The 23,155-nt window shown below is 45.6% G+C and carries 24 protein-coding genes and 1 pseudogene; 8 read left to right on the top strand and 17 right to left on the bottom strand.

Annotation, left to right across the window (positions count from 1 at the left end; translation table 11 throughout):
* Positions 1–310: pseudogene (locus GTH32_RS14835) on the bottom strand (IS4 family transposase); the annotation flags it as partial.
* 92 nt (positions 311–402) lie between these two features.
* On the opposite strand from GTH32_RS14835, the gene GTH32_RS14840 reads away from it, so the two are divergent.
* The gene (locus GTH32_RS14840) at positions 403–972 is read left to right on the top strand and encodes a DUF2339 domain-containing protein (RefSeq protein ID WP_343033446.1); all 570 of its coding nucleotides are present in this window, start codon (positions 403–405) and stop codon (positions 970–972) included.
* A 16-nt stretch (positions 973–988) separates the two neighbouring features.
* Here GTH32_RS14840 and GTH32_RS14845 read toward each other — a convergent pair whose 3' ends face one another.
* Positions 989–1,915, bottom strand: a complete 927-nt coding sequence (locus GTH32_RS14845) for an ion transporter (RefSeq protein ID WP_163087183.1) — start codon at positions 1,913–1,915, stop codon at positions 989–991.
* Positions 1,916–2,002: 87 nt separating this feature from the next.
* Here GTH32_RS14845 and GTH32_RS14850 point away from each other — a divergent pair, with 87 nt between their 5' ends.
* Positions 2,003–2,740: a sugar-binding protein gene (locus GTH32_RS14850; protein WP_163087185.1), complete on the top strand. Its 738-nt coding sequence runs from the start codon at positions 2,003–2,005 to the stop codon at positions 2,738–2,740.
* 64 nt (positions 2,741–2,804) lie between these two features.
* Here the strand turns inward: GTH32_RS14850 and purD are convergent, their stop codons facing one another.
* The 6 genes from purD to prmA all read right to left on the bottom strand — a co-directional run bounded on the left by purD (position 2,805) and on the right by prmA (position 9,414).
* Positions 2,805–4,097: a phosphoribosylamine--glycine ligase gene (purD, locus tag GTH32_RS14855; protein ID WP_163087187.1), complete on the bottom strand. Its 1,293-nt coding sequence runs from the start codon at positions 4,095–4,097 to the stop codon at positions 2,805–2,807.
* A 28-nt stretch (positions 4,098–4,125) separates the two neighbouring features.
* The gene (locus GTH32_RS14860; protein ID WP_163087189.1) at positions 4,126–4,941 is read right to left on the bottom strand and encodes a class I SAM-dependent methyltransferase; all 816 of its coding nucleotides are present in this window, start codon (positions 4,939–4,941) and stop codon (positions 4,126–4,128) included.
* Positions 4,942–5,291: 350 nt separating this feature from the next.
* Positions 5,292–6,890, bottom strand: a complete 1,599-nt coding sequence (purH, locus tag GTH32_RS14865; RefSeq protein ID WP_163087191.1) for a bifunctional phosphoribosylaminoimidazolecarboxamide formyltransferase/IMP cyclohydrolase — start codon at positions 6,888–6,890, stop codon at positions 5,292–5,294.
* A gap of 82 nt (positions 6,891–6,972) precedes the next feature.
* On the bottom strand, positions 6,973–7,266 hold the full coding sequence (gene fis / locus GTH32_RS14870; RefSeq protein ID WP_012520109.1) for a DNA-binding transcriptional regulator Fis: 294 nt from the start codon (positions 7,264–7,266) through the stop codon (positions 6,973–6,975).
* 30 nt (positions 7,267–7,296) lie between these two features.
* Positions 7,297–8,295, bottom strand: a complete 999-nt coding sequence (gene dusB, locus GTH32_RS14875; protein WP_163087193.1) for a tRNA dihydrouridine synthase DusB — start codon at positions 8,293–8,295, stop codon at positions 7,297–7,299.
* 237 nt (positions 8,296–8,532) lie between these two features.
* Entirely contained in the window at positions 8,533–9,414 is an 882-nt protein-coding gene (gene prmA / locus GTH32_RS14880) for a 50S ribosomal protein L11 methyltransferase (protein ID WP_163087195.1), read from the bottom strand.
* Between the two features lie 206 nt (positions 9,415–9,620).
* Between prmA and GTH32_RS14885 the strand changes: the two genes are divergently transcribed.
* Positions 9,621–10,397, top strand: a complete 777-nt coding sequence (locus GTH32_RS14885) for a substrate-binding periplasmic protein (protein WP_163087197.1) — start codon at positions 9,621–9,623, stop codon at positions 10,395–10,397.
* Between the two features lie 91 nt (positions 10,398–10,488).
* Positions 10,489–12,117, top strand: coding sequence for an amidase (locus tag GTH32_RS14890; protein ID WP_163087199.1), 1,629 nt, complete (start codon positions 10,489–10,491; stop codon positions 12,115–12,117).
* Between the two features lie 79 nt (positions 12,118–12,196).
* Here GTH32_RS14890 and GTH32_RS14895 read toward each other — a convergent pair whose 3' ends face one another.
* From GTH32_RS14895 to GTH32_RS14905, 3 genes are all read right to left on the bottom strand, one after another.
* Complete coding sequence (locus GTH32_RS14895; RefSeq protein ID WP_163087201.1) at positions 12,197–12,490, bottom strand: high-potential iron-sulfur protein; 294 nt, start codon at positions 12,488–12,490, stop codon at positions 12,197–12,199.
* Between the two features lie 232 nt (positions 12,491–12,722).
* Positions 12,723–13,361 (bottom strand): flavin reductase family protein, encoded by a 639-nt coding sequence (locus GTH32_RS14900; protein WP_163087203.1) that lies wholly within the window; start codon positions 13,359–13,361, stop codon positions 12,723–12,725.
* Entirely contained in the window at positions 13,354–13,545 is a 192-nt protein-coding gene (locus tag GTH32_RS14905) for a zinc ribbon domain-containing protein (RefSeq protein ID WP_163087205.1), read from the bottom strand. Before GTH32_RS14905 ends, GTH32_RS14900 begins: the two co-directional genes overlap by 8 nt.
* Positions 13,546–13,747: 202 nt before the next feature.
* On the opposite strand from GTH32_RS14905, the gene GTH32_RS14910 reads away from it, so the two are divergent.
* Positions 13,748–15,889, top strand: a complete 2,142-nt coding sequence (locus GTH32_RS14910) for an exonuclease domain-containing protein (protein ID WP_163087207.1) — start codon at positions 13,748–13,750, stop codon at positions 15,887–15,889.
* A 60-nt stretch (positions 15,890–15,949) separates the two neighbouring features.
* Positions 15,950–16,213, top strand: coding sequence for a TIGR03643 family protein (locus GTH32_RS14915; protein WP_163087209.1), 264 nt, complete (start codon positions 15,950–15,952; stop codon positions 16,211–16,213).
* Between the two features lie 32 nt (positions 16,214–16,245).
* Here GTH32_RS14915 and GTH32_RS14920 read toward each other — a convergent pair whose 3' ends face one another.
* The 6 genes from GTH32_RS14920 to cutA all read right to left on the bottom strand — a co-directional run bounded on the left by GTH32_RS14920 (position 16,246) and on the right by cutA (position 21,949).
* Positions 16,246–16,692 (bottom strand): hypothetical protein, encoded by a 447-nt coding sequence (locus GTH32_RS14920; RefSeq protein WP_163087212.1) that lies wholly within the window; start codon positions 16,690–16,692, stop codon positions 16,246–16,248.
* 541 nt (positions 16,693–17,233) lie between these two features.
* The gene (accC, locus tag GTH32_RS14925; protein WP_163087214.1) at positions 17,234–18,577 is read right to left on the bottom strand and encodes an acetyl-CoA carboxylase biotin carboxylase subunit; all 1,344 of its coding nucleotides are present in this window, start codon (positions 18,575–18,577) and stop codon (positions 17,234–17,236) included.
* Between the two features lie 14 nt (positions 18,578–18,591).
* Entirely contained in the window at positions 18,592–19,047 is a 456-nt protein-coding gene (accB, locus tag GTH32_RS14930) for an acetyl-CoA carboxylase biotin carboxyl carrier protein (protein ID WP_163087217.1), read from the bottom strand.
* A 20-nt stretch (positions 19,048–19,067) separates the two neighbouring features.
* Complete coding sequence (gene aroQ / locus GTH32_RS14935) at positions 19,068–19,502, bottom strand: type II 3-dehydroquinate dehydratase (RefSeq protein ID WP_163087219.1); 435 nt, start codon at positions 19,500–19,502, stop codon at positions 19,068–19,070.
* 302 nt (positions 19,503–19,804) lie between these two features.
* Positions 19,805–21,589, bottom strand: a complete 1,785-nt coding sequence (locus GTH32_RS14940; RefSeq protein WP_163087221.1) for a protein-disulfide reductase DsbD — start codon at positions 21,587–21,589, stop codon at positions 19,805–19,807.
* Between the two features lie 42 nt (positions 21,590–21,631).
* The gene (cutA, locus tag GTH32_RS14945; protein ID WP_163087223.1) at positions 21,632–21,949 is read right to left on the bottom strand and encodes a divalent-cation tolerance protein CutA; all 318 of its coding nucleotides are present in this window, start codon (positions 21,947–21,949) and stop codon (positions 21,632–21,634) included.
* A 193-nt stretch (positions 21,950–22,142) separates the two neighbouring features.
* Here cutA and GTH32_RS14950 point away from each other — a divergent pair, with 193 nt between their 5' ends.
* Positions 22,143–22,661, top strand: coding sequence for an FxsA family protein (locus tag GTH32_RS14950; RefSeq protein WP_163087224.1), 519 nt, complete (start codon positions 22,143–22,145; stop codon positions 22,659–22,661).
* Between the two features lie 186 nt (positions 22,662–22,847).
* The gene (locus GTH32_RS14955) at positions 22,848–23,138 is read left to right on the top strand and encodes a co-chaperone GroES (protein ID WP_044058480.1); all 291 of its coding nucleotides are present in this window, start codon (positions 22,848–22,850) and stop codon (positions 23,136–23,138) included.
* Positions 23,139–23,155: the final 17 nt, after the last annotated feature.

Below are 23,155 nucleotides of genomic sequence, written 5' to 3' on the forward strand. Positions count from 1 at the left end.
GGTCATCTAAATCTGACCAATCGATTGAGATAACAGGGCGTGAAGTGCTACCACAAAATAGTTGGCCGATAGATGCATAGATAAGGGGTGTTTCACTTAATAAATGCGGGTTTGAGAGCAAGCGGTCCGCACGTTTAATTCGATGTTTTTCAAAAGCTTTAGTGTTAATTCCTCGACCTATGCTGGTTACGGTTGCAGTGCTTCCATTGAGCAGGCTTTTGACGCACGCCGTTACCGCATCCCGACGAGTTTTATGCATTTTATAGCTGACAAGCGATACAACATTGTTCACAATAGACAGGGCATTCATGGCGTTTAACCTTCACTTTTTTTGGCGAAAGATCTGATCACCAAACGTCATGAATGTTCCCATCTTTTTTATCCTACTGATTTCGCTATATTATTTGTGGGGATTCCTCAGCCTCTAACCCCTTCTTTTTCCATCAAGATACAGGAGAAAATCCAGCACTTAACTGGCTCGCGTTGCAATGGTTTGTTCCGGCTGTGGTATTAAGTTGTTTTTTCTGGGCGCCACTACACAAGCGCTTACAAATAAGCGTAGACGATTTAAGGATGCTACATGGTGAAAAGGTTTTACGCGGTATTGCCACAGTCGCGGGGGTGTTTACCTGTTTATATATTACCAGCGTAATACGTAAAGTATTTCATCAAGGCAATATGACCATGGACCTTGGGGTAACGCAAGGTGAGCTTTATACTTACTCTGTGGTGTGGTTATTCATCGCCACAGCCACCATTTTCATTGCCCAATTTCGTCGCAGTATTACCGGTGTTAAAATAGGTTTTGGTGTATTGTTCGTGGTGATAACTAAAGCTTTTGTTATCGATATGGCTAATTTAGAAGGCTTGTATCGAGCCCTTTCCTTCATTGGTCTTGGACTAAGTTTGGTGGGTATCGGCTGGCTATTTCAAAAGCTAAGAGGCGATGAGCAATTCGAAGCTTCGATGTAAGGGATAGCGCTACTACTTATTTAGCGCCTTTATGGTGATGTTGCAGTAAGCGCATAATTAACCGTGCTTCTTCTTCATCTAGCGCTAATAGCTCTCGGACACGGTCAATATGCTGCATGTCGTGGTCGGTTAATGCACCATCATCTAAAACTTTGCGCACTGTGTCTTTAAAGCGGTCGCGTTTTAGCTGCATTTGCGCGGTATAACTTGATGATAATATACCCGCCGGAAGTGCATAAAAGCAGATACCCATGATAGTAACTAACCCCCCAAATAGCTTCCCTAAGGGGGTTATCGGCACAGCGTCGCCGTAACCTAGCGTGGTTAACGTTACTACGGCCCACCACATAGATGCAGGAATGCTGCTAAATACATCGGGCTGCGTTTCATGTTCGATGTAATAGATACAGGTTGCGGCAATCACAGTAAATAATAGCAACACACTGATCGCCGCCAAAAGGCTGTGCGTTTCGTTTCTAATCACAGTGACTAGGGTTTGCATCGAACGGGAATAGCGTCCAATCTTTAAAATTCGAAGAACCCTGAAAACCCGCAAAATACGTAAATCAAAGGCAACCAGCATACTGAGGTAAAAGGGCAAAATGGCCATTAGGTCGATAATGGCCATGGGGCTTTTAATGTAGTCTAGGCGCTTTTGCCACGGCCGCATATAAGGTTTATCGTGATGGCTGGGTGCCTCTGCACTACTATAAACACGCAGCGCGTACTCAATAGTGAATAAAATCACAGAGGTAATTTCAATGATATGCAGTTCATATTGCCAAACAGCAGGTATGCCCGGCACAGTTTCCAACATCATCGCTGCTATATTTACTAAAATGAGTATGACAAGCAGAGTATCAAACAGCTTGCTAACACGTCTGTGACTTTGTGCTTGGGTATAGGATACCAATATGTTGTAGCATATAGATTGAAATGACATTAGCTGCCTTTGGGTGATCACTGCTACTCGTTACTTTATCAATAAATCGATAACGCGCAATAAAATAGGCGCTTTAAAAGGATAGACATGAAAATAATTACCGCACTTGGGGCCATAATATTTTCGCTGGCAGTGTCAGCCGACGAAGCTAAAAAGGTGCCTAGCGCACCCACTATAGATGGCTATGCAAACGAAGCATTTTGGCAACAGGGGGAATGGATTGAAATGACCGAAGCAATGCTTGGTGAGACACCTTCCGCCGATGATTTTACCGGCAGGTATAAGTTAGGGTGGGATGCCAATGCACTTTATTTATTAGCTGAGATCCACGATGAGCATATCTCGGACACCTATCCCGACCCATTAGAGCGCTACTGGGATGATGACTGCCTAGAAATATTTATTGATGCTGATAAATCTGGCGGCGACCATTTCAATAATTACAATGCTTTTGCTTATCACGTGGCGTTAGACAATCAAGTGGTAGATATAGGCCCAAATGAAGCAGGCGAGCCTGAAGCGCAGCTTTATAACGACCATGTTACCAGTGCGTGGAAGCGCCAAAAAGATGCCCCCCATGCTATTTATTGGGAGGTGGCCATTCGTATATTCGCCGATGATTACCAACATGGGAAAGACAATGTGCCTATTACGCTAAAAGAAGATATGGCATTGGGTTTTATGTTGGCTTATTGCGATGCTGATGGGGCGGACAGAGAACACTTCATGGGCTCTCACCCTATTACGCCGGTAAACGGTGATAAAAACCTAGGCTATAAAGACGCTTCCGTGTTTGACGTTCTTAGGTTAAAAGGAAGCGATTAAAAGCAATAAAAAAGCGCTACAAAAAAGGTAGCGCTTTTCTTGTATATTCACATTTATGCCATGCTTACTTAGCGCTAGCTTCTCTAGCTATCGCTCGATGAGCAATGTCGGTGCGATAATAAACATCTTTAAATTGAATAGTGTTCACCAGTTCGTAGGCTTTTTGCTGCGCCTCGGTCACGGTATTGCCAAGCGCAGTGGCACACAATACACGCCCGCCTGCGGTAACAACTTTGCCTTCATGTAACGCAGTACCTGCGTGGAAAACTTTACCTTCAAGCTCTGCCGCTGCTTCAAACCCAGTGATCTCATCACCTTTGTTATAACTAGCTGGATAGCCGCCAGCCGCTAATACTACGCCTACCGCAGCGCGCTCGTCGAAATCGATGGTTTTTCCTGCTAGCTCGCCTTTGCAGGCGGCTTGGCAAAGAGGTACAAGATCCGATTTAAGACGTAGCATAATGGGCTGAGTTTCTGGGTCGCCAAAGCGACAGTTATATTCGATAACCTTAGGTGTACCGTCAGCCATAATCATTAGGCCCGCATATAAAAAGCCAACGTAATCGTTTCCTTCAGCGGCCATACCATTTACCGTGGGCATAATAACTTCATTCATCACACGGTCATGGATTTCAGAGGTTACTACAGGGGCTGGAGAATAGGCACCCATACCACCAGTATTAGGGCCTTTATCGCCATCGGCTGCACGTTTATGATCTTGGCTGGTGGCGAAAGGCAGCACATTTTTACCGTCTACCATTACAATAAACGATGCCTCTTCGCCATCTAGAAACTCTTCGACTACTACACGACTACCCGCATCACCAAAGGCATTACCAGCAAGCATATCGCGAATGGCCTCTTCGGCATCAGCGACGGTTTCTGCAACAATCACCCCTTTCCCTGCCGCTAAACCGTCGGCTTTCACTACAATAGGCGCACCCTTTTCTCGCACATAGGCAAGCGCTGGCTCTATTGCGGTGAAATTTTGATATTCTGCTGTGGGTATTTTATGACGGGCTAAGAAATCTTTAGTGAATGCTTTTGAGCCCTCAAGCTGCGCAGCAGCTTGAGTAGGCCCAAATATCATTAGGTCTTCGTTAGTGAACGCGTCAACTACGCCTGCAACTAGCGGCGCTTCAGGGCCAACAATGGTCAGTTCAACCTCATTACCTTTGGCAAATGAGACCAACCCGGCTATGTCATTTACGTCTATGGCGACATTTTCGAGTTTTGCCTCAGTAGCTGTGCCTGCGTTACCGGGCGCAACAAATACCTTTGATACGGTTGAAGACTGTGCGGCTATAAAGGCTAGCGCATGTTCGCGGCCACCGCCGCCAATTACAAGTACATTCATTAACTATTCCGTTTTATGCTTTGGGTTTTTACAAATTAGGCTTTTTGAATTTTAGCGTCATACGATTACTCTCACCAATAGCGAGATATTTATCACGGTCTTGTTCATCAAGTGAAAGACTCGGTGGCAGTGTCCATACCCCTTTAGGGTGATCAGCGGTATCCATAGGATTCGCATTTACATCACTGCTCTTTACAAGTTCAAAACCTGCTTTTTCTGCTGCAGCTACCACATAGGCGCGTTTCATGTAGCCGCTCTTTTTCATAGCTTCATCATCGGCACTTTCAGGGAGTTCATGTTCTACTACACCCAGCACACCGCCTGGCTTAAGCGCGGTAAAAAAGGCTCCGAAGGCTTTATCAACACCCTCGTTCCCCTCACGCATGTACCAGTTGTGCACATTCCGAAACGTTAACACCATATCAGCGCTACCAGGCGCAGCAATATCAAGGGCTTTTGTTGGATGGAACGCAGTTACTTCAACGCCTTCGTATTTCATGCCTGGCTGGTTTTTTTGCTTAAAGCCGTCAAGGGAGCGCTGGTAGTAACCTGGGGCAGTATCATCGACAAAGAAGTGTGCAGCAATATATTTACCCTCACCTTTCACCACCGATGAAATAATATCAGCATACCATCCACCACCTGGCCAGATCTCTACCACTGTCATATCAGGCTTTAGACCAAAAAAGCGGAGCGTTTGTTGGGGGTTGCGATATTCATCACGCGCTTTGGCCTGTGCCGAGCGAATGTCGCTCATAGCTGCCTGTGAAATAGCATCGGCAGTCGCATAGCTCGCTGACATACTTAATGTAGCGGCTAATACAAGTTGGGCTAACTTTTTCATTCTTGTTTCCTTATTCTGACGAGGGTAGGGGGATTAACATAACATTTATTTGTAATACTATTACTACAAATTACCACAGGTCAGATCAAGCAAGCTCAGGCATTATCGCTATGTACTGGGGAAGCCAAAATGTCACGGTAGCGTCCCCATTTATAGGCGTACAGCGTGTTTAGAGGGGAGATTTGCTCCCATCCGCCCACTAAATACGCGAAACAAGAGGGGAGAGAATACCCGTACTGAACTCTCTGCGGCACGGATGCCGCAAAGAAGCCCCATAAATGGGGGTAAGGCATGTTTAGTACGGGTAATCCCCTCACTATTTCGCGAATTTAACTATTCGGCATAACCGATTAATGGCGGAAGTGGCGCATACCTGTAAACACCATGGCAATACCATGTTCGTCTGCTGCGTCAATCACTTCTTGGTCGCGCATTGAGCCGCCTGGCTGAATAACTGCTTTAATGCCAGCTTCAGCGGCAGCGTCAATACCGTCGCGGAACGGGAAGAAAGCATCAGATGCCATCACAGAGCCGGCCACTTCTAGGTTTTCATCAGCGGCTTTAATGCCAGCAATTTTCGCAGAGTATACGCGGCTCATTTGGCCTGCACCTACACCTACTGTCATGCCGTCTTTGCAGTAAACGATGGCGTTAGACTTCACGTATTTCGCTACTTTCCAGCAGAACATCAAATCGCGGAGTTCGTCATCGCTTGGCTTACGCTTAGTCACTACTTCCAGGTCTTCCATTTCAACCATGCCGAAGTCGCGTTCTTGAACAAGCAAGCCGCCATTAACCCGTTTAAAGTCGTAACCTTCGGTAAGTTGGCCAGCCCAATCGCCGCAGGCAAGAAGACGTACATTTTTCTTCGCGGTCACAACTTTTTTTGCTTCATCGCTGACTGTTGGTGCAATAATCACTTCCACGAACTGACGGTCTACAATGGCTTGCGCTGTTTTCGCATCAAGTTCACGGTTAAAAGCGATAATGCCGCCAAACGCTGACGTTGGGTCGGTTTTAAACGCGCGATCATAAGCGTTAAAGATATCTTCACCAATCGCCACACCACAAGGGTTTGCATGTTTAACGATAACGCATGCAGGTTGTTCAAATTCTTTCACACACTCTAGCGCTGCATCGGTATCGGCGATGTTGTTGAAAGACAGCTCTTTACCTTGCAGCTGGGTTGCTGTAGCCACAGAGGCTTCTTGAATGTCGTTCTCAACATAAAATGCCGCTTCTTGGTGACTATTTTCACCGTAACGAAGATCTTGCTTCTTGGTCAGCTGCATGTTGTACGTGCGCGGGAATTCGCTGTGCTGGTGGTCGCAATCGGCTTCGCATTCAGTACTATCTAAACGTGCGCCGAAGTAGTTAGCAATCATGCCGTCGTATTCTGCGGTATGTTCAAAGGCTTTAATGGCTAGGTCGAAACGGGTGCTGTAGGTGAGTGAGCCATTGTTATCGTTCATTTCTGCTAACACACGACTATAGTCAGAGGCGTTAACCACAATAGTCACATCTTTATGGTTTTTCGCTGCCGCGCGCACCATTGTTGGGCCACCGATATCAATGTTCTCAATGGCATCTTCTAATGTGCAGTCTTCGTTTGCCACGGTGGCAGCAAAGGGATAAAGGTTCACTACCACTAAATCGATAGGGGCAATGTTGTTTTCTGCCATGACGGCTTCGTCGGTGCCACGGCGTGCAAGGATACCGCCATGAATTTTAGGGTGAAGGGTTTTCACGCGGCCGGCCATAATTTCTGGGTGGCCAGTATGTTCAGACACCTCAATCACAGGCAAGCCTGCGTCGGCTAGCAGTTTAGCGGTACCACCCGTCGACAGAAGTTCGACCCCAGCGTTATGCAGCGCCGTGGCGAAATCGAGGATACCGGTTTTATCAGAGACACTTAAAAGAGCACGTTTAATAGGTTTTGGAGTTTGCATAAATGTATTAGCTTCAAAGTTGTAGTGTTGAAACAAAAAGAGCACCGTGTGGTGCTCTTTGGCGGGCAATGCCCTTAGGATTTTAGTTCATGCCGTATTGCTTAAGCTTCTTGCGAAGTGTGCCACGGTTGATGCCCATCATGATGGCAGCGCGGGTTTGGTTGCCGCGGGTGTAAGTCATGACTTCTTCCAGCAGCGGTGCTTCTACCTCTGCTAATACCATTTCGTACAAGTTGTCGATGTTGGCGTTGTCTAGTTGTTTTAGATACTTATTAACTGCTTGCTTAACTGAGTCACGCAGTGGCTTTTGAGCCTGCGTCTGAGAGGGCGTAGTTACTGTAGTAGTAAAAGGTGAAGTCACGTTTTGATCGAACATAATACTGAGTTGCTCTTAAGTTAGTCATCACTATGCTGCAGGGGAAATCTGTCGGGTTTCCGAATTCTGCAACGATTGAAAGTAAGCGTTTAGTGCCTCAAGTTGTGCATCCGCACACTCGATAGCGTTGAACGTTTTACGAAACTGACGATCCGTATCGTATTGTGAGAGATACCAGCCCACGTGCTTTCGGGCAATTCTTACACCGGCGACATCGCCATAAAAGTTCTGCACATTAGCAACATGCTCATGTAAGACCTCATATTGCTCTGACAATGATGGAGAAGGTAGGTTCTCGCCCGTTTCAAGGAAATGTTGGATTTGCTTAAAGATCCAAGGATTTCCTTGCGCGCCGCGCCCTATCATAATTCCATCTGCACCCGTGTAATCCAGCACCTCTTGTGCTTTTTGTGGAGAGGTTATATCACCGTTGGCAATAACAGGTATCGAAATTGCCTCTTTAATACAACGAATGGTGTTGTACTCCGCCTCTCCTTTGTACATACAAGCTCGCGTTCTACCATGAACAGCCAGCGACTGTATGCCGTTTTGCTCTGCAATGCGGGCAATATCTACCCCATTGCGATTTTCTGGGTTCCAGCCGGTACGAATTTTCAGTGTTACCGGTACATCAACGGCATTAACCACTGCTTTGATGATCGCTTCCACTGTTTCTGGGTATTGCAATAATGCCGAACCTGCCAACTTCTTATTTACTTTCTTAGCAGGGCAACCCATGTTGATATCGACGATTTGAGCGCCGTTTTCAACATTAAACTGGGCAGCCTGCGCCATAAGCTCAGGATCGGCCCCAGCAATCTGTACAGAGCGAATGCCTTCTTCGCCTTCATGGTTCATACGGGCTTGCGACTTGGCGGTATTCCACACTTTCGGATTACTTGAAAGCATTTCGGAAACCACGAGGCCTGCACCCATACGCTTGCATAGTTGGCGAAACGGACGGTCAGTCACGCCGGCCATAGGAGCCAACATCAAATTGTTATCTAACTTGTAGGATCCAATTCGCATACATCGCCATTAAAAACTGCACAGAAATTATACACCCGGCCAAAACGGGGCGCTAAGTGTACGCGTTTTCGCAATAGTTGAAAAGGCTAAAAATCACACAAAATTTCACTTAGTGGTCTTGACAGTGAAAAAAAACTGTCACATTAGCAAGCTAGTGAAACATTTTTGTGTGTTTTTTGTTCATCAGGGCGCAAAGGCCGCGCCCGAAAAGGCTTTCGATAACAAAAAATTTACGCATTAATTGCGTTTTTTACCTGAAACTCTAGCCCATTCACCGTCAATAGCGCTAGATTCTAAGTGAAATTGTTGCCCATATGCGTGCTCTATTTTGTCTACTTGTTCAGCAAGAATACCAGAAAGAACAAGCAATCCTTCTGGAGCACAATAGGCGGCAATAACCTGTTGGAGTTCAAGCAACGGGCCGGAAAGAATATTGGCCATTACTACATCCGCCTCTAAACGAGGTTGATCTTCGGGTAAGTAAACCTGTAATCGGTCTTCTACACCATTGCGGCGAGCGTTTTCTTCAGTGGCCTGCAGGGCTTGGGGGTCAATATCTATACCTATAACCTTCTTGGCGCCTAATTTAAGCGCTGCGAGGGCTAAAATACCTGATCCACAACCAAAATCGACGACAACTTTGTCATGCATATCTATGCCATCTAACCAACGCAAACACAAAGCCGTGGTAGGGTGCGTGCCGGTACCGAACGCAAGGCCTGGATCTAACATCACGTTGACCGCTGTTGGGTCGGGAACATCACGCCAACTCGGACAAATCCATAGTCGTTCACCAAACTGCATAGGATGGAAGTTATCCATCCACTCCCGTTCCCAATCTTTGTCTTCTAGTGGCTCTAACTTATAGTTGAAGTTTTTCCCTAGAACACGGGCTTGGCTTAGCCGAGCAATTATACGTTTCATATCGTCTGAGGCATCAAACAAGCCTACTACTTGAGTATCTGGCCAAAGTAATACTTCACCGGGTTTGGGTTCGTACATCGGCGTATCTTTCGCATCTACAAAAGTAACAGCCTGCGATCCGTTAGCGGTTAACATGTCGCCAATAGCATCAGCATGTTCAGAAGTAGTATTTATTCGTAGTTGTAGCCAGGCCATACGTGTCGATGAGTTAGTAAATTTGGGGTAATTGTACAGCCTAGCTGGCATAAAACGAAGATGAACCCAACGAATAACTTCACATTACCCATTGCACATTGGTAAAGCTGGTGCAAACCTATATAGTGGGGCTTAGTCTTTTGTCCAATGGCAGTTTTAACGAAACCCGATATGCTCATTAGTGGTTCCACTTTTAACAGGTCTTCATGCGCCTAATTATACTCTGCTACACCTTATTAATAACGCTCTCTGCTTCCGCCTTTGCCAAGCAGTTAGATCTTGTTGTGGGTTGGGATAAGCCGCCTTATGTGATGACAGAACAAAACAGTGGTTTTGAAGTCGAAATTGTACGCTCGATAATGTCTGACTTAGGCCACGAAATAAAAGTGATTTATGTGCCCTTTGGTCGAACAGCCCGAATGGTGGCGTCTGGAAGTGCTGATATAGGTTTAACGTTAACCAACGAGCACGATATTTCTCCTGAATATCTTACTGATTGCTACGTTGTTTATCAAAATGTGGCCGTTTCACTGCGGGAACGAAGGTTAGAGATTAGTACAATCCCCGATTTAGCCGGCAAAAGCATTATTGCGTTTCAAACGGCAAAGCATGTTTTAGGCGAAACCTTTAAATCCTCGCTAGGTAGCCAGCAGAATTACCTTGAGTTTGCCGAGCAGGAGCGCCAGGTCAATATGTTGCTGTTAGGCAGCGTGGATGTGGCAATTCTAGACCGTAATATATTTAATTATTTGAAGCATCAATTACCGAAAGAGCGGCAAAAAGCTACCCAGTTTCATGAACTATTTCCAGTTACTACGTACAGTGCGGCTATCGCCGACCCTACGTTGCGGGCGCAGTTTAATCAAGCGCTTCATCTATACAAACAAGACGGACGTTATCAGGCGATGCTGGATAAGTTCGGGCTCGAAAATTTATTCGATAAACTTCCATTGTCCTTTGGCAGTGCGCGCGCAGAAGAGTGAGCGCTGGTCACCGAGTATTGACCTGTGAACCATATGTGTCGCATGCTGTATAAAAAACGACATATAAAAATCAAAAACAGGGAAATACAAGATGAAGCTAAAGCTCTTTATCGTCACACTGGCGTTAGTTATAGCGGGTTGCAAAACTCCGGCGCCCACCTCTGATATCACTTCTGCAAACACACCCATATCCAATGCCTGGTTAGATAAACCCGCGCATGCACAAGCACAAGCGATAGCTGCTGGGGAACTTACCTCCGAGCAACTAGTTAGCGGCTATCTACAAAGAATTGAACGTTTAGACACTAAGGTTAATAGTATTCTTGCGCTTAACCCTCAGGCATTGGCAGAAGCGCGAGCTGCTGATAAGCTCAGGGCGGCAGGTGATATTAAGGGTCCTTTGCATGGTATTCCGGTATTACTCAAAGACAATATAGAAACCAGCGAGCTTGCGACAACAGCCGGTTCGATGGCACTGGTTAACAATATGACCAAACGCGATGCCCCCATAGTGGCGAATTTAAAGGCAGCCGGTGCTATTATTTTGGGTAAGACTAACCTGTCAGAGTGGGCTAACTTCCGCTCAGAAGCTTCAATTAGCGGCTGGAGTGCGGTAGGCGGCCTTACTCGTAACCCGCATATATTGTCTCGCACTGCGTGTGGTTCTTCATCAGGTTCGGGCGCGGCCATGGCGTTACGACTTAGCTCGCTAGCGGTGGGCACAGAAACTAACGGCTCAATTATTTGTCCGTCTTCAATGAATGGTATCGTGGGCTTCAAACCTACTGTGGGCTTATTGTCACGCAGTTATATTGTTCCTATTTCATCTTCGCAAGATACCGCAGGCCCTATGACCACAAACGTTAATGATGCGTGGTTAATGGCCTCTGTAATGGACGGCGTAGATACTACGGACGATGCTACGTTAGCCTCTAAAGAACACCAACTTAGTGGGCTTAAAACGCGCATGCTACCTACCGATTTAAAAGGCGTTAAAGTTGGTGTAGTGCGTTATCGTCAAGGGGATAACCCCCATGTACTGTCGGTTTATGAAAAGTCGTTAGCAACACTAGAGGCCGCGGGTGCCGAGTTAATTGATATCAAGGATTTCGAGCAGCCAGATAGCTTCTGGGCAGACTCGTACACGGTTTTGCTAAGCGAATTTCACCACACAATCAACGAATATTTGTCAAAGAGCCCGGCCGATATTCCCGTTCGTAACCTTTCAGATTTGATTGCCTTTAATAAAAGCAATAAACGTGAAATGGCCTTGTTTGACCAAAGTATCTTTGAAAAATCCTTAGCTGCGCCGACCCTCTCGAGCGAGGAATATCTAAGTGCGAGCAAGCTTGTAAAAGACACGGCAGGCAAAAAAGGCATTGACCATTTAATGTCTACCCATGATGTTGATGTGCTAGTAGCACCCTCGAATAGCCCGGCCTTTTTAATTGATGGCGTGTATGGCGATCATTCTCCTGTGGGCTTTATTGGCATTGGCTATTTAGCCGCAATTGCAGGCTACCCGCACTTGACCGTACCTGCCGGAGAGGTGAAAAATTTACCTGTAGGCTTAAGCTTTATTGGGGGCAAATGGCAAGATGAAACGGTTTTACGTATTGGCAGTGTGTTTGAGGCAAAACATGGTGTATTTGTGAAGCCGGGCTTATTGCCTAGCCGCTTAGAAAACCCAGCCCTAAGCGACGTGGTAAGTGGCCTGTAAACAGCAAAAAGCCTCTGCGGAATTCGCAGAGGCTTAGTTATTAGCAATCTTTCGGTGGCGTATTACACCTCTGCTTTATCTAGCCTGGGCGCTTAACCCACGCACTACACCAACCGTTTGCATTCACTAGTTTATTGGGGAATAACGCACATGGGCGGTGATCGTTACCTTCTGAACCTTGAATGTACATGCAGTTATTGCACTGGGAACCTTCTACAGTTGAAGCCGGTGTATAATTTAACGCTTTGGCCGTAGGATCATCTGCTTGTAATTGCTCTTGAGCATTGGCACGTAGGGCAACGCCTCCAAGCGTAAGGCCGATTAATGTGGTACCTGACAACTTAAGAAAGTCGCGACGGTCTACAGATTTCATATTTCACTCCAAGTGAGATAAAAACGATAATGATTCTTTTTTACTCCGCGCTTTAAACGCAAAAACCTGCCCTAAAGGCAGGTTTTAAACATCATGCTGCGTATACTATAGCGCGTTTTATCATTATCAGCCAAAAATGGATACACTTCATTGACCTAGGTTAAGCATGTTTAATTAAGCCGGCTCGCTATCTACCGGATATTTACATAAGACATACCCATTGCACTGAAGTTCATCGTTTGTTCAAAGGCTGATCGGGCTTAGCATAACTAAACTGGGCAATTTGCGAGGTGCTATGATAGCTATCTAGCCCTGAGATACAGGCCGTTCCAGCGTGTTCAATATTGGCATAACCCTCTGCATCTACATACTTTTCATTAATAAAAACCTGTTGAACTTCACCAATAACCATTTCAGTTTTATTGCAAAGGGTAAAATGTTGCGCAACTTTTAAGCCCAGTTTAATGGCGCTTTCAGCCACGTAAGGGGCGCTAAAGGTGTTGCTGTACCATGGGGTTAAATTTACTTTATCAAATTCACTTTCGTTAGATTCATAACGGGCCGAGGTTTGGTGCGCTTTATCCACCCAGCTGGTATGTACATGATTTAACGTGTATACCCCCTGACGTTTGATATTCCCCAATGAGTCGCGCTGTACCGTGTGTGGTCGCATGATCATGCCTAATAGTGGCGGGTTAGCACCCACATGCACGATAGAACTCATGATGGCAAGATTGTTCGTCGTGCCATCGGTAGTACCTAACAGCGCCGCTGCCTTAAAGCCAGACAAGCTGTTAATAAAGTTGGTTCGAAACCCTTTCGACATGGCTTCGATATCCGAGGCAGAAAAGCAAGTGGTGCTATCAGTCATTTTCGCGCTCGGCATTTATGGTAAGTTCATCGCCTTGTTGATACACCCCAAGCTCTATCGGCTGGCAACATACTTGGCAGTCTACTACTTGAACCTGATCAACATCGTTTATTTCATCTACCTCTATGTCATTGGGCGCCATACAATAAGGGCACGAAAATCCCATCGATTTTGTTAAGCTCATAATCCATATTCAATATAGTTGGGTTTGTATTCACTACGGGTAAGTTGCTCAAGCGGATTGATAATTATGCATTATCTTAGGCTGTTCCATTGCAACAGAGGTGCACAGATTCGCGTTTAAACGTAAAAGCCGAAGGTAAAGGTTGATTTGTAGAGCTGTATAAATATACACTGTTGCGGAGTGAACTAGCCGTTGTTATTACATGCGAAAAGACCTACCCCCGCGATATTACTTGTCTCATTTCTTCGAATTTTTGCAGTTTTTTGAAGGCGCTAATGCGTTGCTTTTGACCGATAAGGCCAAGCAATTTATTCACCGTTTTAAAGCCTTGGATGAAGATAAGCAATGTATCGTGGTGCGCGCAGCGAACCGTAAATATGCGGTTATTGATAGAACCCAATTCAACTATGATGAAATTACTGCACCGCAACAGCAAATTGATGCCCTTATTCAACAAGGTTGGTTTGGCGATTTAGCCCATGCCGCCTTACAAGATATTGCCGGTGTATTAACCAAAGATGCGTTAATCACATTACTTGGCGAGTATGGCAGTACGCAAGGTTTTAGCGCCCTTACTAAGCCTAAACTCGTGGCCTTACTGGGCCGCCACATTAATGAAAAGGGCTGGCCTGAGGCGTTTCCCAACCATGTTTATCTAGTGTGCTTGTTCGATGACGCCCTGCGCTTTTTACTGTTTTTGTATTTTGGCAATACGAAAAGTCGGTTGAACCAGTTTTCCATGCGCGATTTAGGTGTGATGCGCACGCGCAATGACTCGGTGGGTGATGTAGCGCGCTTTGAATCGAAAGACGATGCCGAGGCAGCATGGTTCTATGCTAATCACTTAGCACTTATGCCGTTTTATGACGATGCCACACTCAATGAGGTGGCACGTAGCTGCAGGCCTAAAACAGAAGGTGTGTCGGCCTGCTTCTATCGCGATGAAATGCTATATGCTTTGGGGCTTAAATTACTTGGGGTGTCGCAAAAGCAAGCCTTAACCCTTTTATTAGAAGCACAAAGTGACAAAGCGAAAGAAAAGTGGATTAGGGAAAGTTACAAAGCGGGCGAGGTTGAGCGGGTTAAGCAAGCGCTTGTCGACATTATTGATTCGCCTCCCTCTGATACGCTGTTAGCCTTTGCGGAAGATTTCTATGCTCGAAAGTTTAATAAAAAACGCACCAGTGTGGTAACCGATATGTTGCGTAATGCTGCCCGCAATCTTGCTATTGATGTTAGTCAAAACCAGCAAGTAGAGCGGGGCGTGTTGGCGCATTATGCCCGTCACGGAGTAGCGGGATGGCGAACTGAAAACCGTTTATGGCGTAGCCTGTTTGGGCTGACCTTTTGGAAGCAGTTGTACGAAGAAGATACGCTGGCAACAGAGTTCGATCGCCGCCCCTTGTCACTTAAACAAAACAACTTTTATAGTAAGTTTGCACAAAGTATTGAGCAAACGCTATCGGCGTTCAGCAGTAAGCAAGAACTACAACAGCACATACATAAAATGGCGACTGCGCACTATGGCAAAGTAAACAGCCTATTTATGTGGAGCAGCGGATTACTTGCACCTATCGATGCGCTTATTACCCACGGTAGCTTAAATGCGATAATTACAATGCTGCGTATGATGTGTAAAGACTTTGCGTCGCTGCGTGATGGGTTTCCAGATATCATGGTGCTAGATAAAACGTTGCGGTTTGAAGAGGTAAAGGCGCCTGGCGATCAATTAAGGCGAAATCAGCTTGTTAGTATACAGCGCCTACAGCAGGCGGGCTTTGAAGTTGCAGTTACCACGGTAAACTGGGTACGTGACCCAGCACAACCTTACGTAGTGGTAGATATAGAAACCACGGGCGGTAACAATAACTACCATCGTATTACTGAAATCGGCATGGTAAAAATGATAGCCGGTGAAGAGGTGGACCGTTACCAAACGTTGCTTAACCCACAGCGGCGTATACCAAGTAATATTACCCGATTAACGGGCATTTCTGATGACATGGTTATTGATGCCCCGCGCTTTAGCGAAGTAGCGAACGATGTGGCGGCATTTACTGAAGACGCGGTGTTTGTGGCGCATAATGTTAATTTTGATTATGGTTTTATTAAGCAAGAGTTTGCCCGCTTAGACACGGCGTATCGTCGGCCTAAAATGTGTACGGTAAGAGAAATGCGTCGGGCCTATCCCGGGTTGGCTTCATACTCGCTGGCTAATTTAACTCAGCACTTTGGTATTTCAATGGAGAGGCACCACAGGGCGTTGTCAGATGCACAGGCTGCGGCAGAGTTACTTAAAATGGTCTTTGCTGTAGATGATGAAAATTTGATTAAGCCTCGTTAAGGTAAATGAACAAAAATCCCGTTTAAGCGTAAATAAGCCCGATTAAACGAGGAGTAAGTTATGATTCGAATTGGCTCTAATGAGTCGCGCATAATAGAAATGGCGTGGGAAGACCGAACGCCCTTCGAGGCTATTGAGCGGTTGTATGGGCTTAAAGAAAAAGACGTTATCCGCTTAATGAGAAGGCATTTAAAACAAAAAACGTTTAAGAATTGGCGCGCTCGGGTATCGGGGCGAAAAACCAAACATGCTCACCCAAGGCCTGCTGGGGTAGACAGAGGCTACTGTCCTTCGCAGTATAAGCCTAACGGGGCGAGCAAGTAACATGGTCACCATGGTGTTTATGGGGCGTTGCTTTATTTAGTGTTGTCGGGTTTGGTAACAGCAGAAACGGGAAGTAACAGGGCCATTAACTGTTGTCTCCAAGGTGTTGGAAATAAATGGGTATTTTCAGCCGTTGCTATTCGCTCTGCTTGTTCCACGCATGCTTTTAGCTGAAAGTAGCGCTCACTGTTGTTTTGGATGTTTTCAACTTCGCGCATAATACACTGCACAAATTCTGCTGAAGAGGTGAGTGTTGTTTCTTTAAGTGCTAACACAAGCGAACGGCGCACATAGGCTTCCCACTCTTTACGGTAGCTGTCTTGCAGGCGTTCTGGATGTCGAACTAAATCATGAACGTCTTTGTCGATATTGGCGATGTCATTAGGATCATCATATAGCAGGCGCAATGCGAGAAGCACGTCATTGGTAAGACGAGAAACTGGAAGTTGGTCTTTTAATATTTTATATCTTTGTGGCACTGACAAAACCTTCTCTACGTTTTAACGACGAGTGAATGGTAGTTACCGGTTACTAACATCACCTTCCCTGTATACGTTAGCATTCTTTTAATACTAATAAAGCCACAGTAAGTATTAAAGGGGTTAAAATTAAAAACTCGTAATCTTATGCAGTGAACTTAGCGAAAAAGCCCACGTAAAAAATTGTGCACTGTTAAAGTGCGTACGCGTTCTTGCTGTTTGGCCCGCCATTTGGTGGGCCTTTTTTATGCCTTATTAGTAAGGAATAAAAAAGCAGTAGCAAAATGAGTAAGTAGAATAAAAAAAGCCGGCGCAAAGCACCGGCAAATGTGGAGGTGGACTCCAATGAGGGTAAACACAACTAAAACAATAAAACACACAATTGTTAGCAGGGAAACTAACAATGGGGAGAGTATAGAGAGAAAGTGTTATTAGATAAATCGTTAAAAGTTGATTGTACTAATCGGAAAAATAGAATGGTTTGTAGCAGGAAGAAAGCGCCGACCATAAATAAACCTGGCCGACGCTAAGGGGGATGCTGTTAAGCAATACCTAGTTTTTTCTCTAGGTAGTGGATATTAGTGCCACCGGCAAAGAAGTTCTCGTCTGCCATGATGTCGCGCTGTAGAGGGATATTGGTTTTAATCCCTTCCACGACAAGTTCATCAAGGGCATGACGCATGCGAGCGATAGCTTCGTCACGACTTTCACCATAAGTAATTAACTTACCAATCATGGAATCGTAATAAGGCGGCACGACATAGCCAGAGTAAATATGTGACTCCCAGCGAATGCCTAAACCACCTGGAGCGTGAAACATATCGATAGGGCCCGGGCTAGGAATAAAGCTTTTCGGATCTTCAGCATTGATACGACATTCAATAGCGTGGCCACGAATTTGAATTTGAGACTGGTCAATTGACAATGGTTGACCGGCCGCAATACGTAACTGCTCTTTAATTAAGTCGACACCTGTGATCATTTCTGACACAGGGTGTTCTACCTGAATGCGGGTATTCATTTCAATAAAGTAGAATTCGCCGTTTTCGTATAAGAACTCAAACGTTCCCGCGCCACGATAACCAATTTCAATACAGGCGCGACGACATCTGTCGCCAATTTTCGCGCGCATTTGATCAGAAATGCCCGGTGCGGGCGCTTCTTCTACCACTTTTTGGTGGCGACGTTGCATTGAACAATCACGTTCACCTAAGTGAATTGCGTTGCCTTGGCCATCGGCTAATACCTGAATTTCCACGTGACGGGGGTTTTCTAGGAATTTTTCCATGTAAACCACAGGATTGCCAAAAGCTGCACCGGCTTCAGCTTGGGTAGTTTCAATAGCTTTAACGAGCTCATCTTCGCTGCGAACAACACGCATACCACGACCACCGCCGCCGCCAGCTGCTTTTACAATAATGGGGTAACCAATACGCTTAGCAATAGCGCGGTTTTTCTCCGCATCGTCAGAAAGTGGGCCGTCAGAGCCAGGTACACAGGGCACGCCCGCTTTTTTCATAGAGTTAATGGCAGAAACTTTGTCACCCATTAGGTTAATCGTTTCGGCTTTTGGCCCAATAAAAATGAAACCGCTTTTTTCCACGGCTTCTGCAAAGGCAGCGTTCTCTGCAAGGAAACCATAACCCGGGTGAATAGCAATTGAGTTAGTCACTTCAGCGGCCGCAATAATGCGCGGAATATTCAAATAGCTTTCTGTTGCTGACGCTTTACCTATGCAAATAGACTCATCTGCCAGCAAAACGTGTTTTAAGTTTTTGTCTGCAGTGGAATGTACAGCGACGGTTTTTATACCGAGTTCTTTACACGCGCGTAATATACGCAGTGCAATTTCTCCTCGGTTAGCAATAAGTACTTTATCTAGCATGATGCAGCACTCGCTTATTCAATGATGAACATAGGTTGGTCGAATTCTACTGGATCTTGGTTTTCAACCAGTATGGCTTTTACAACGCCTGCTTTATCAGCTTCAATCTGATTCATCATCTTCATGGCTTCAACAATACACAGGGTATCGCCTACTTTTACCTGTTGGCCTACTTCAGCAAAAGGTTTCGCTGTAGGCGATGAAGCACGGTAGAAAGTACCGACCATAGGTGATTTTACTACATGGCCTTCAGGGGCAGAGGGTGCCGCGTCAGCCGCTTGTTCTGCAGCAACAGGCGCTGGCGCTGCCTGGGGGGCTTGGGGCGCAGCAAAACCATAATTAACAGGGGCTTGAACACCTGTAGGACCACGGTGAATTCGTACAGACTCTTCGCCTTCTGTGATCTCTAGTTCGGCAACACCAGACTCTTCAACAAGTTCGATGAGTTTTTTGATTTTTCTAATATCCATGTTCTGTCTCTGCGTTAATTTTACGATTTCGGTAAATTGATAGCTGCGGTTAGCGCCAATGAGTAGCCAATGGCTCCCATTCCTACTATGACGCCGGCTGCAACATCAGAAAAGTATGAGTGATGTCTAAAAGGCTCACGTGCGTGAACGTTAGACAGGTGCACTTCAATAAACGGAATATTGACACTTAACAATGCGTCGCGAAGCGCCACACTGGTGTGCGTGAAAGCAGCAGGATTAATAATGATGGCATCAATGTTACCCATTGCGCTGTGAATACGATCGATAAGTGCACTTTCAGCGTTGGACTGAAAATGGCTTAATTGCACGTTACTTGAGGCTGCTTGCGCCTGCAAGTCATCTACGATGTCTTGCAAAGTTTGGGTGCCATACTTCTCGGGTTCACGTTGACCTAACATATTTAGGTTAGGGCCGTTTAATAACAAAATGTTCATTTAGTTTGCCGCTATCTTCGGGAAAAAGTCACTGTATTTGCCATTTCAACAAAATATGGTGGCAGTTGCACGAAAAAAAGCCAATTAATACGCTTATAAAGTCAATTGATCTGTGATTATAGTAGGAGTGAAAGATTTCGCAGCAAAATACTGGTCTAATCAGGTGTTTTCGCAGCAAAGTTTAAACGTAAGAGAGCGCTTTCATGGGGTGTGGTTATGCTTTGTATCAACATAACGCAAAGTATAAGATGCCTCGCCCGCGGGGGCTAAAGGCATCTTATTGCACTATGATTGCTTTATGCTTAGCGGTTAAGTGCCTGCTCAACGTGACGGGCGAAAGCATCGGCGTGCATCATGCCGGTAACCCGGGCCTCGGTGAGTTCTTTACCTTGGGTATCAAAAAATAAGATAGTGGGCAGGCCCAACACGCGAAATGTCTCAAACACCTCTTGTTGCTGTTTAGTGCTTTCGGTAAGGTCCATCTGCATCCATACGGTGTTTGCTAATGCGGCTTTCACCTTAGGATCGGGAAAGGTGTACTTTTCAAATTCCTTGCACGCCACACACCAATCAGCATACAAATCTACCATGACGGTTTTACCTTGGGCATTTGCCTGGGCCACTTTATCCCGTAAATCTGCCAAATCTTGCGCCATTACAAATTCAGGGTGGCTTTGTTGCTTGCCCCACAGGCCTGAATTAATACCGGCGTGGTAGGCAACGGACACACTACCCATAAAGCCCATGGCGACCAAAATGGCCCTTATCAGCTTCATCTTGGTTACGGCGGTATGGCGGTTGATAAACCAGTAATAACCAAACAAACCAAAGCCCCAAACTGCCCAGATAAAGTCGGAGAAGGGGCTGTTCCATAAGCGTTCGATAAAGACGATTGCAACCGCTAGCATCATAAATCCAAAGGTTACTTTCACCACATTCATCCAATTGCCCGCTTTTGGCAGTAATTTACCCCCGGTAATACCGAATAAGATAAGGGGGATCCCCATGCCCAAGCTAAGCAGATAGAGCGAAATAAAGCCAACCGCCATGTCGCCCGTTTGCGCGATAAACAGCAAAATACCGGTAAGCGGTGCAGTAGTACAAGGGGATGCGATAAGGCCTGAAAGTACACCCATAATAAACACGCCGACAAAGCTGCCCGGTGTTTGGTTGTTACTTAAACGGGTTAATCGTTCTTGCCATGACGAAGGAAGTTGCAGTTCAAAACCACCGAATAACGCAACGGCCAATACAACAAACAAGGTGATAAATATACCTAGCACTACAGGGTGCTGAAGCAGCGCTTGAAATTGCCCCCCTGCAACGGCTACCACTAAGCCAAGTAGTGAATAGGTAATGGCCATACCCTGCACATAGACGAAAGTAAGCCAAAAGGCGTGTGAGGTACTTTTCGGTTTGCCCTGACCAATTACAATGCCAGAAACGATGGGGTACATAGGGAATACGCAGGGCGTAAACGCTAACCCTATGCCAAGCACAAAAAATAACAACAAAGTGATGATAAGACTGTCTTGGCTGATAAGCTTGTTGGCCAATGTGTACTGCTGACTTTGTGGTAATTGCGCCATTGTGTTATCAGCGCTTGTTTCACCCGCGTTATTCAGGGCATTTAAGTACACAACCTTTACGGCGGGAGGGTAGCACAACCCGGCATCGGCGCAGCCTTGGTAACGTACTTTCACCACACCATCTTGCGCCACTTCCTCCAACGGTATTTGAATACTCAGCTGATTATAAAAAACGTCAGACTCACCATAGTATTCGTCTTCTATAATGACGCTTTCAGGGTAGCTAGGCTCGCCAATAGTGGCCTGCTTCGCGACATAGGCAAATTGCTTCTTATATAAATAGTAGCCATCGGCGATATTAAAGGAGAGGGTGAGTTGGTCGCCTTTTTGGGTAAAGTCGAACATGAAGGCTTGGTCTACTTTCAGAAATTCCGGCCCCTCACCAAACATATTATCTAGCTCGCTTGGCACCTGTGCGCGCGCTAACGACGTCATGCCTATAAACAACATCAGCATGCATGCAATGTAAACGTTGGCTAAAGAATTAGGTGTTCTCATTATATTAACTACTACTTATTTATCTATTGGCGGTGTCAATTATTAGGCGTTGTTAACCACATCTAGCAACCAACTCCCGTATGCGGGGCTAGCGTGTGCTTCTAAAACTACCCACTCAGGCACGTCATAAGGGTGGTGTTTGCACATTAACGCGTATGCCTCGTTTAACCGTTCATGGGTGGTTTTAATTATCAGTTGATGTTCGCTATCAGTTTCAACGCTACCTTGCCATTCATAAACAGACTGTACGTTAGCGACTATGTTCACACATGCCGCTTTTTTCTCTGCTATTAACGCTTGAGCTATATTCTTTGCTACTGCTTCATTAGGCGCGGTGCATAGTACAACACGTATCGACATAAGGGGTGCCTTTCCTATTGCTCTATTATTTTATTAAGACCCACACATTACGGCTATTCTTTCACGAACCAAGCATAACATATCCACCATCGGTCGCTTTAGGTTGCTAATTAACCGAAAGCAGGGCACCTATTCTTGTTATTACGCTCAAAGCCCCTATAACTGTTTATGAAACGATTAAAGAGGAAGCATTTTGCGGGTTTTATTTTTACTATTTGCCATACTACCAATTATTGAAATAGCACTACTTATTCATGTGGGCGACATTATTGGCGGTTGGAACACGGTTGCCTTAGTTATTTTATCGGCGTTTATTGGTGCTTATTTCGTCAAGCGCGAAGGCATAAATACTTTACAAACCGCGCAAGCAAAGATGCAGCGAAACGAGCTTCCTGGCAAAGAGCTAGTAGATGGCTTAATGCTGGTAGTGGCGGGTGTGCTTTTGGTTACCCCGGGGTTTATCACTGATATTTTCGGTTTTCTGTTTGCTTTACCTGGTACTCGCCACGTGTTGGCCGCGCAGGTAAGCAAGCATATGAAAATGCGGGTAGTAACAGCAGGCAGTGCCGGCGGCTTTCATCAGCAGCACAATCCTTTTGAGCAAGCTAGTAATCCTTTTGAACAGCGTACTAAGCCGTCACAAGAAGAGGATGTTATTGAAGGGGAGTACTCTGATAAAACCCAAAATGACACTGATAAACGGTTGAAATAGCATTAAATCAATTTTTTTACATTTTTTTATGTAAAAACCCTTGAAGTTGTCAGGTCACTCCCCCATTTATCCACGCAGATAACATTTAAACGCCCAGCAATGGGCAACCCAGGCACACGGTATTTAGATAACTGAATACCGGTAATCACTTAACTTTGAATAGTGAAATTTTCAGGAGACTTGAAAATGGCAATTCGTCCTTTACACGACCGCGTAATCATTAAACGCGCAGAGCAAGAAAGTAAATCTGCAGGCGGCATCGTTCTGACTGGTTCTGCAGCAGAAAAATCTACTCGCGGTGAAGTCATCGCAGTAGGTAACGGTCGTATTCTTGATAACGGCGACGTAAAAGCGCTAGACGTTAAAGTTGGCGACACCGTTATTTTCAATGACGGTTACGGCGTTAAAACAGAAAAGCTGGATGGTGAAGAAGTTCTAATCCTAAGCGAAAGCGACATTCTTGCGATTGTTGAGTAATAACAACTAACGTTTAA

It is taken from the genome of Alteromonas profundi, from assembly GCF_010500865.1.
GTDB lineage: Bacteria > Pseudomonadota > Gammaproteobacteria > Enterobacterales > Alteromonadaceae > Alteromonas > Alteromonas profundi.

Excerpts from the sequence above, each read along its gene's own strand:
- GTH32_RS14845 (WP_163087183.1), bottom strand. The coding sequence starts at position 1,915 with ATGTCATTTCAATCTATATGCTACAACATATTGGTATCCTATACCCAA.
- GTH32_RS14850 (WP_163087185.1), top strand. The coding sequence starts at position 2,003 with ATGAAAATAATTACCGCACTTGGGGCCATAATATTTTCGCTGGCAGTG.
- purD (WP_163087187.1), bottom strand. The coding sequence starts at position 4,097 with ATGAATGTACTTGTAATTGGCGGCGGTGGCCGCGAACATGCGCTAGCC.
- GTH32_RS14860 (WP_163087189.1), bottom strand. The coding sequence starts at position 4,941 with ATGAAAAAGTTAGCCCAACTTGTATTAGCCGCTACATTAAGTATGTCA.
- purH (WP_163087191.1), bottom strand. The coding sequence starts at position 6,890 with ATGCAAACTCCAAAACCTATTAAACGTGCTCTTTTAAGTGTCTCTGAT.
- fis (WP_012520109.1), bottom strand. The coding sequence starts at position 7,266 with ATGTTCGATCAAAACGTGACTTCACCTTTTACTACTACAGTAACTACG.
- dusB (WP_163087193.1), bottom strand. The coding sequence starts at position 8,295 with ATGCGAATTGGATCCTACAAGTTAGATAACAATTTGATGTTGGCTCCT.
- prmA (WP_163087195.1), bottom strand. The coding sequence starts at position 9,414 with ATGGCCTGGCTACAACTACGAATAAATACTACTTCTGAACATGCTGAT.
- GTH32_RS14885 (WP_163087197.1), top strand. The coding sequence starts at position 9,621 with ATGCGCCTAATTATACTCTGCTACACCTTATTAATAACGCTCTCTGCT.
- GTH32_RS14890 (WP_163087199.1), top strand. The coding sequence starts at position 10,489 with ATGAAGCTAAAGCTCTTTATCGTCACACTGGCGTTAGTTATAGCGGGT.
- GTH32_RS14895 (WP_163087201.1), bottom strand. The coding sequence starts at position 12,490 with ATGAAATCTGTAGACCGTCGCGACTTTCTTAAGTTGTCAGGTACCACA.
- GTH32_RS14900 (WP_163087203.1), bottom strand. The coding sequence starts at position 13,361 with ATGACTGATAGCACCACTTGCTTTTCTGCCTCGGATATCGAAGCCATG.
- GTH32_RS14905 (WP_163087205.1), bottom strand. The coding sequence starts at position 13,545 with ATGAGCTTAACAAAATCGATGGGATTTTCGTGCCCTTATTGTATGGCG.
- GTH32_RS14910 (WP_163087207.1), top strand. The coding sequence starts at position 13,748 with ATGCGAAAAGACCTACCCCCGCGATATTACTTGTCTCATTTCTTCGAA.
- GTH32_RS14915 (WP_163087209.1), top strand. The coding sequence starts at position 15,950 with ATGATTCGAATTGGCTCTAATGAGTCGCGCATAATAGAAATGGCGTGG.
- accC (WP_163087214.1), bottom strand. The coding sequence starts at position 18,577 with ATGCTAGATAAAGTACTTATTGCTAACCGAGGAGAAATTGCACTGCGT.
- accB (WP_163087217.1), bottom strand. The coding sequence starts at position 19,047 with ATGGATATTAGAAAAATCAAAAAACTCATCGAACTTGTTGAAGAGTCT.
- aroQ (WP_163087219.1), bottom strand. The coding sequence starts at position 19,502 with ATGAACATTTTGTTATTAAACGGCCCTAACCTAAATATGTTAGGTCAA.
- GTH32_RS14940 (WP_163087221.1), bottom strand. The coding sequence starts at position 21,589 with ATGAGAACACCTAATTCTTTAGCCAACGTTTACATTGCATGCATGCTG.
- cutA (WP_163087223.1), bottom strand. The coding sequence starts at position 21,949 with ATGTCGATACGTGTTGTACTATGCACCGCGCCTAATGAAGCAGTAGCA.
- GTH32_RS14955 (WP_044058480.1), top strand. The coding sequence starts at position 22,848 with ATGGCAATTCGTCCTTTACACGACCGCGTAATCATTAAACGCGCAGAG.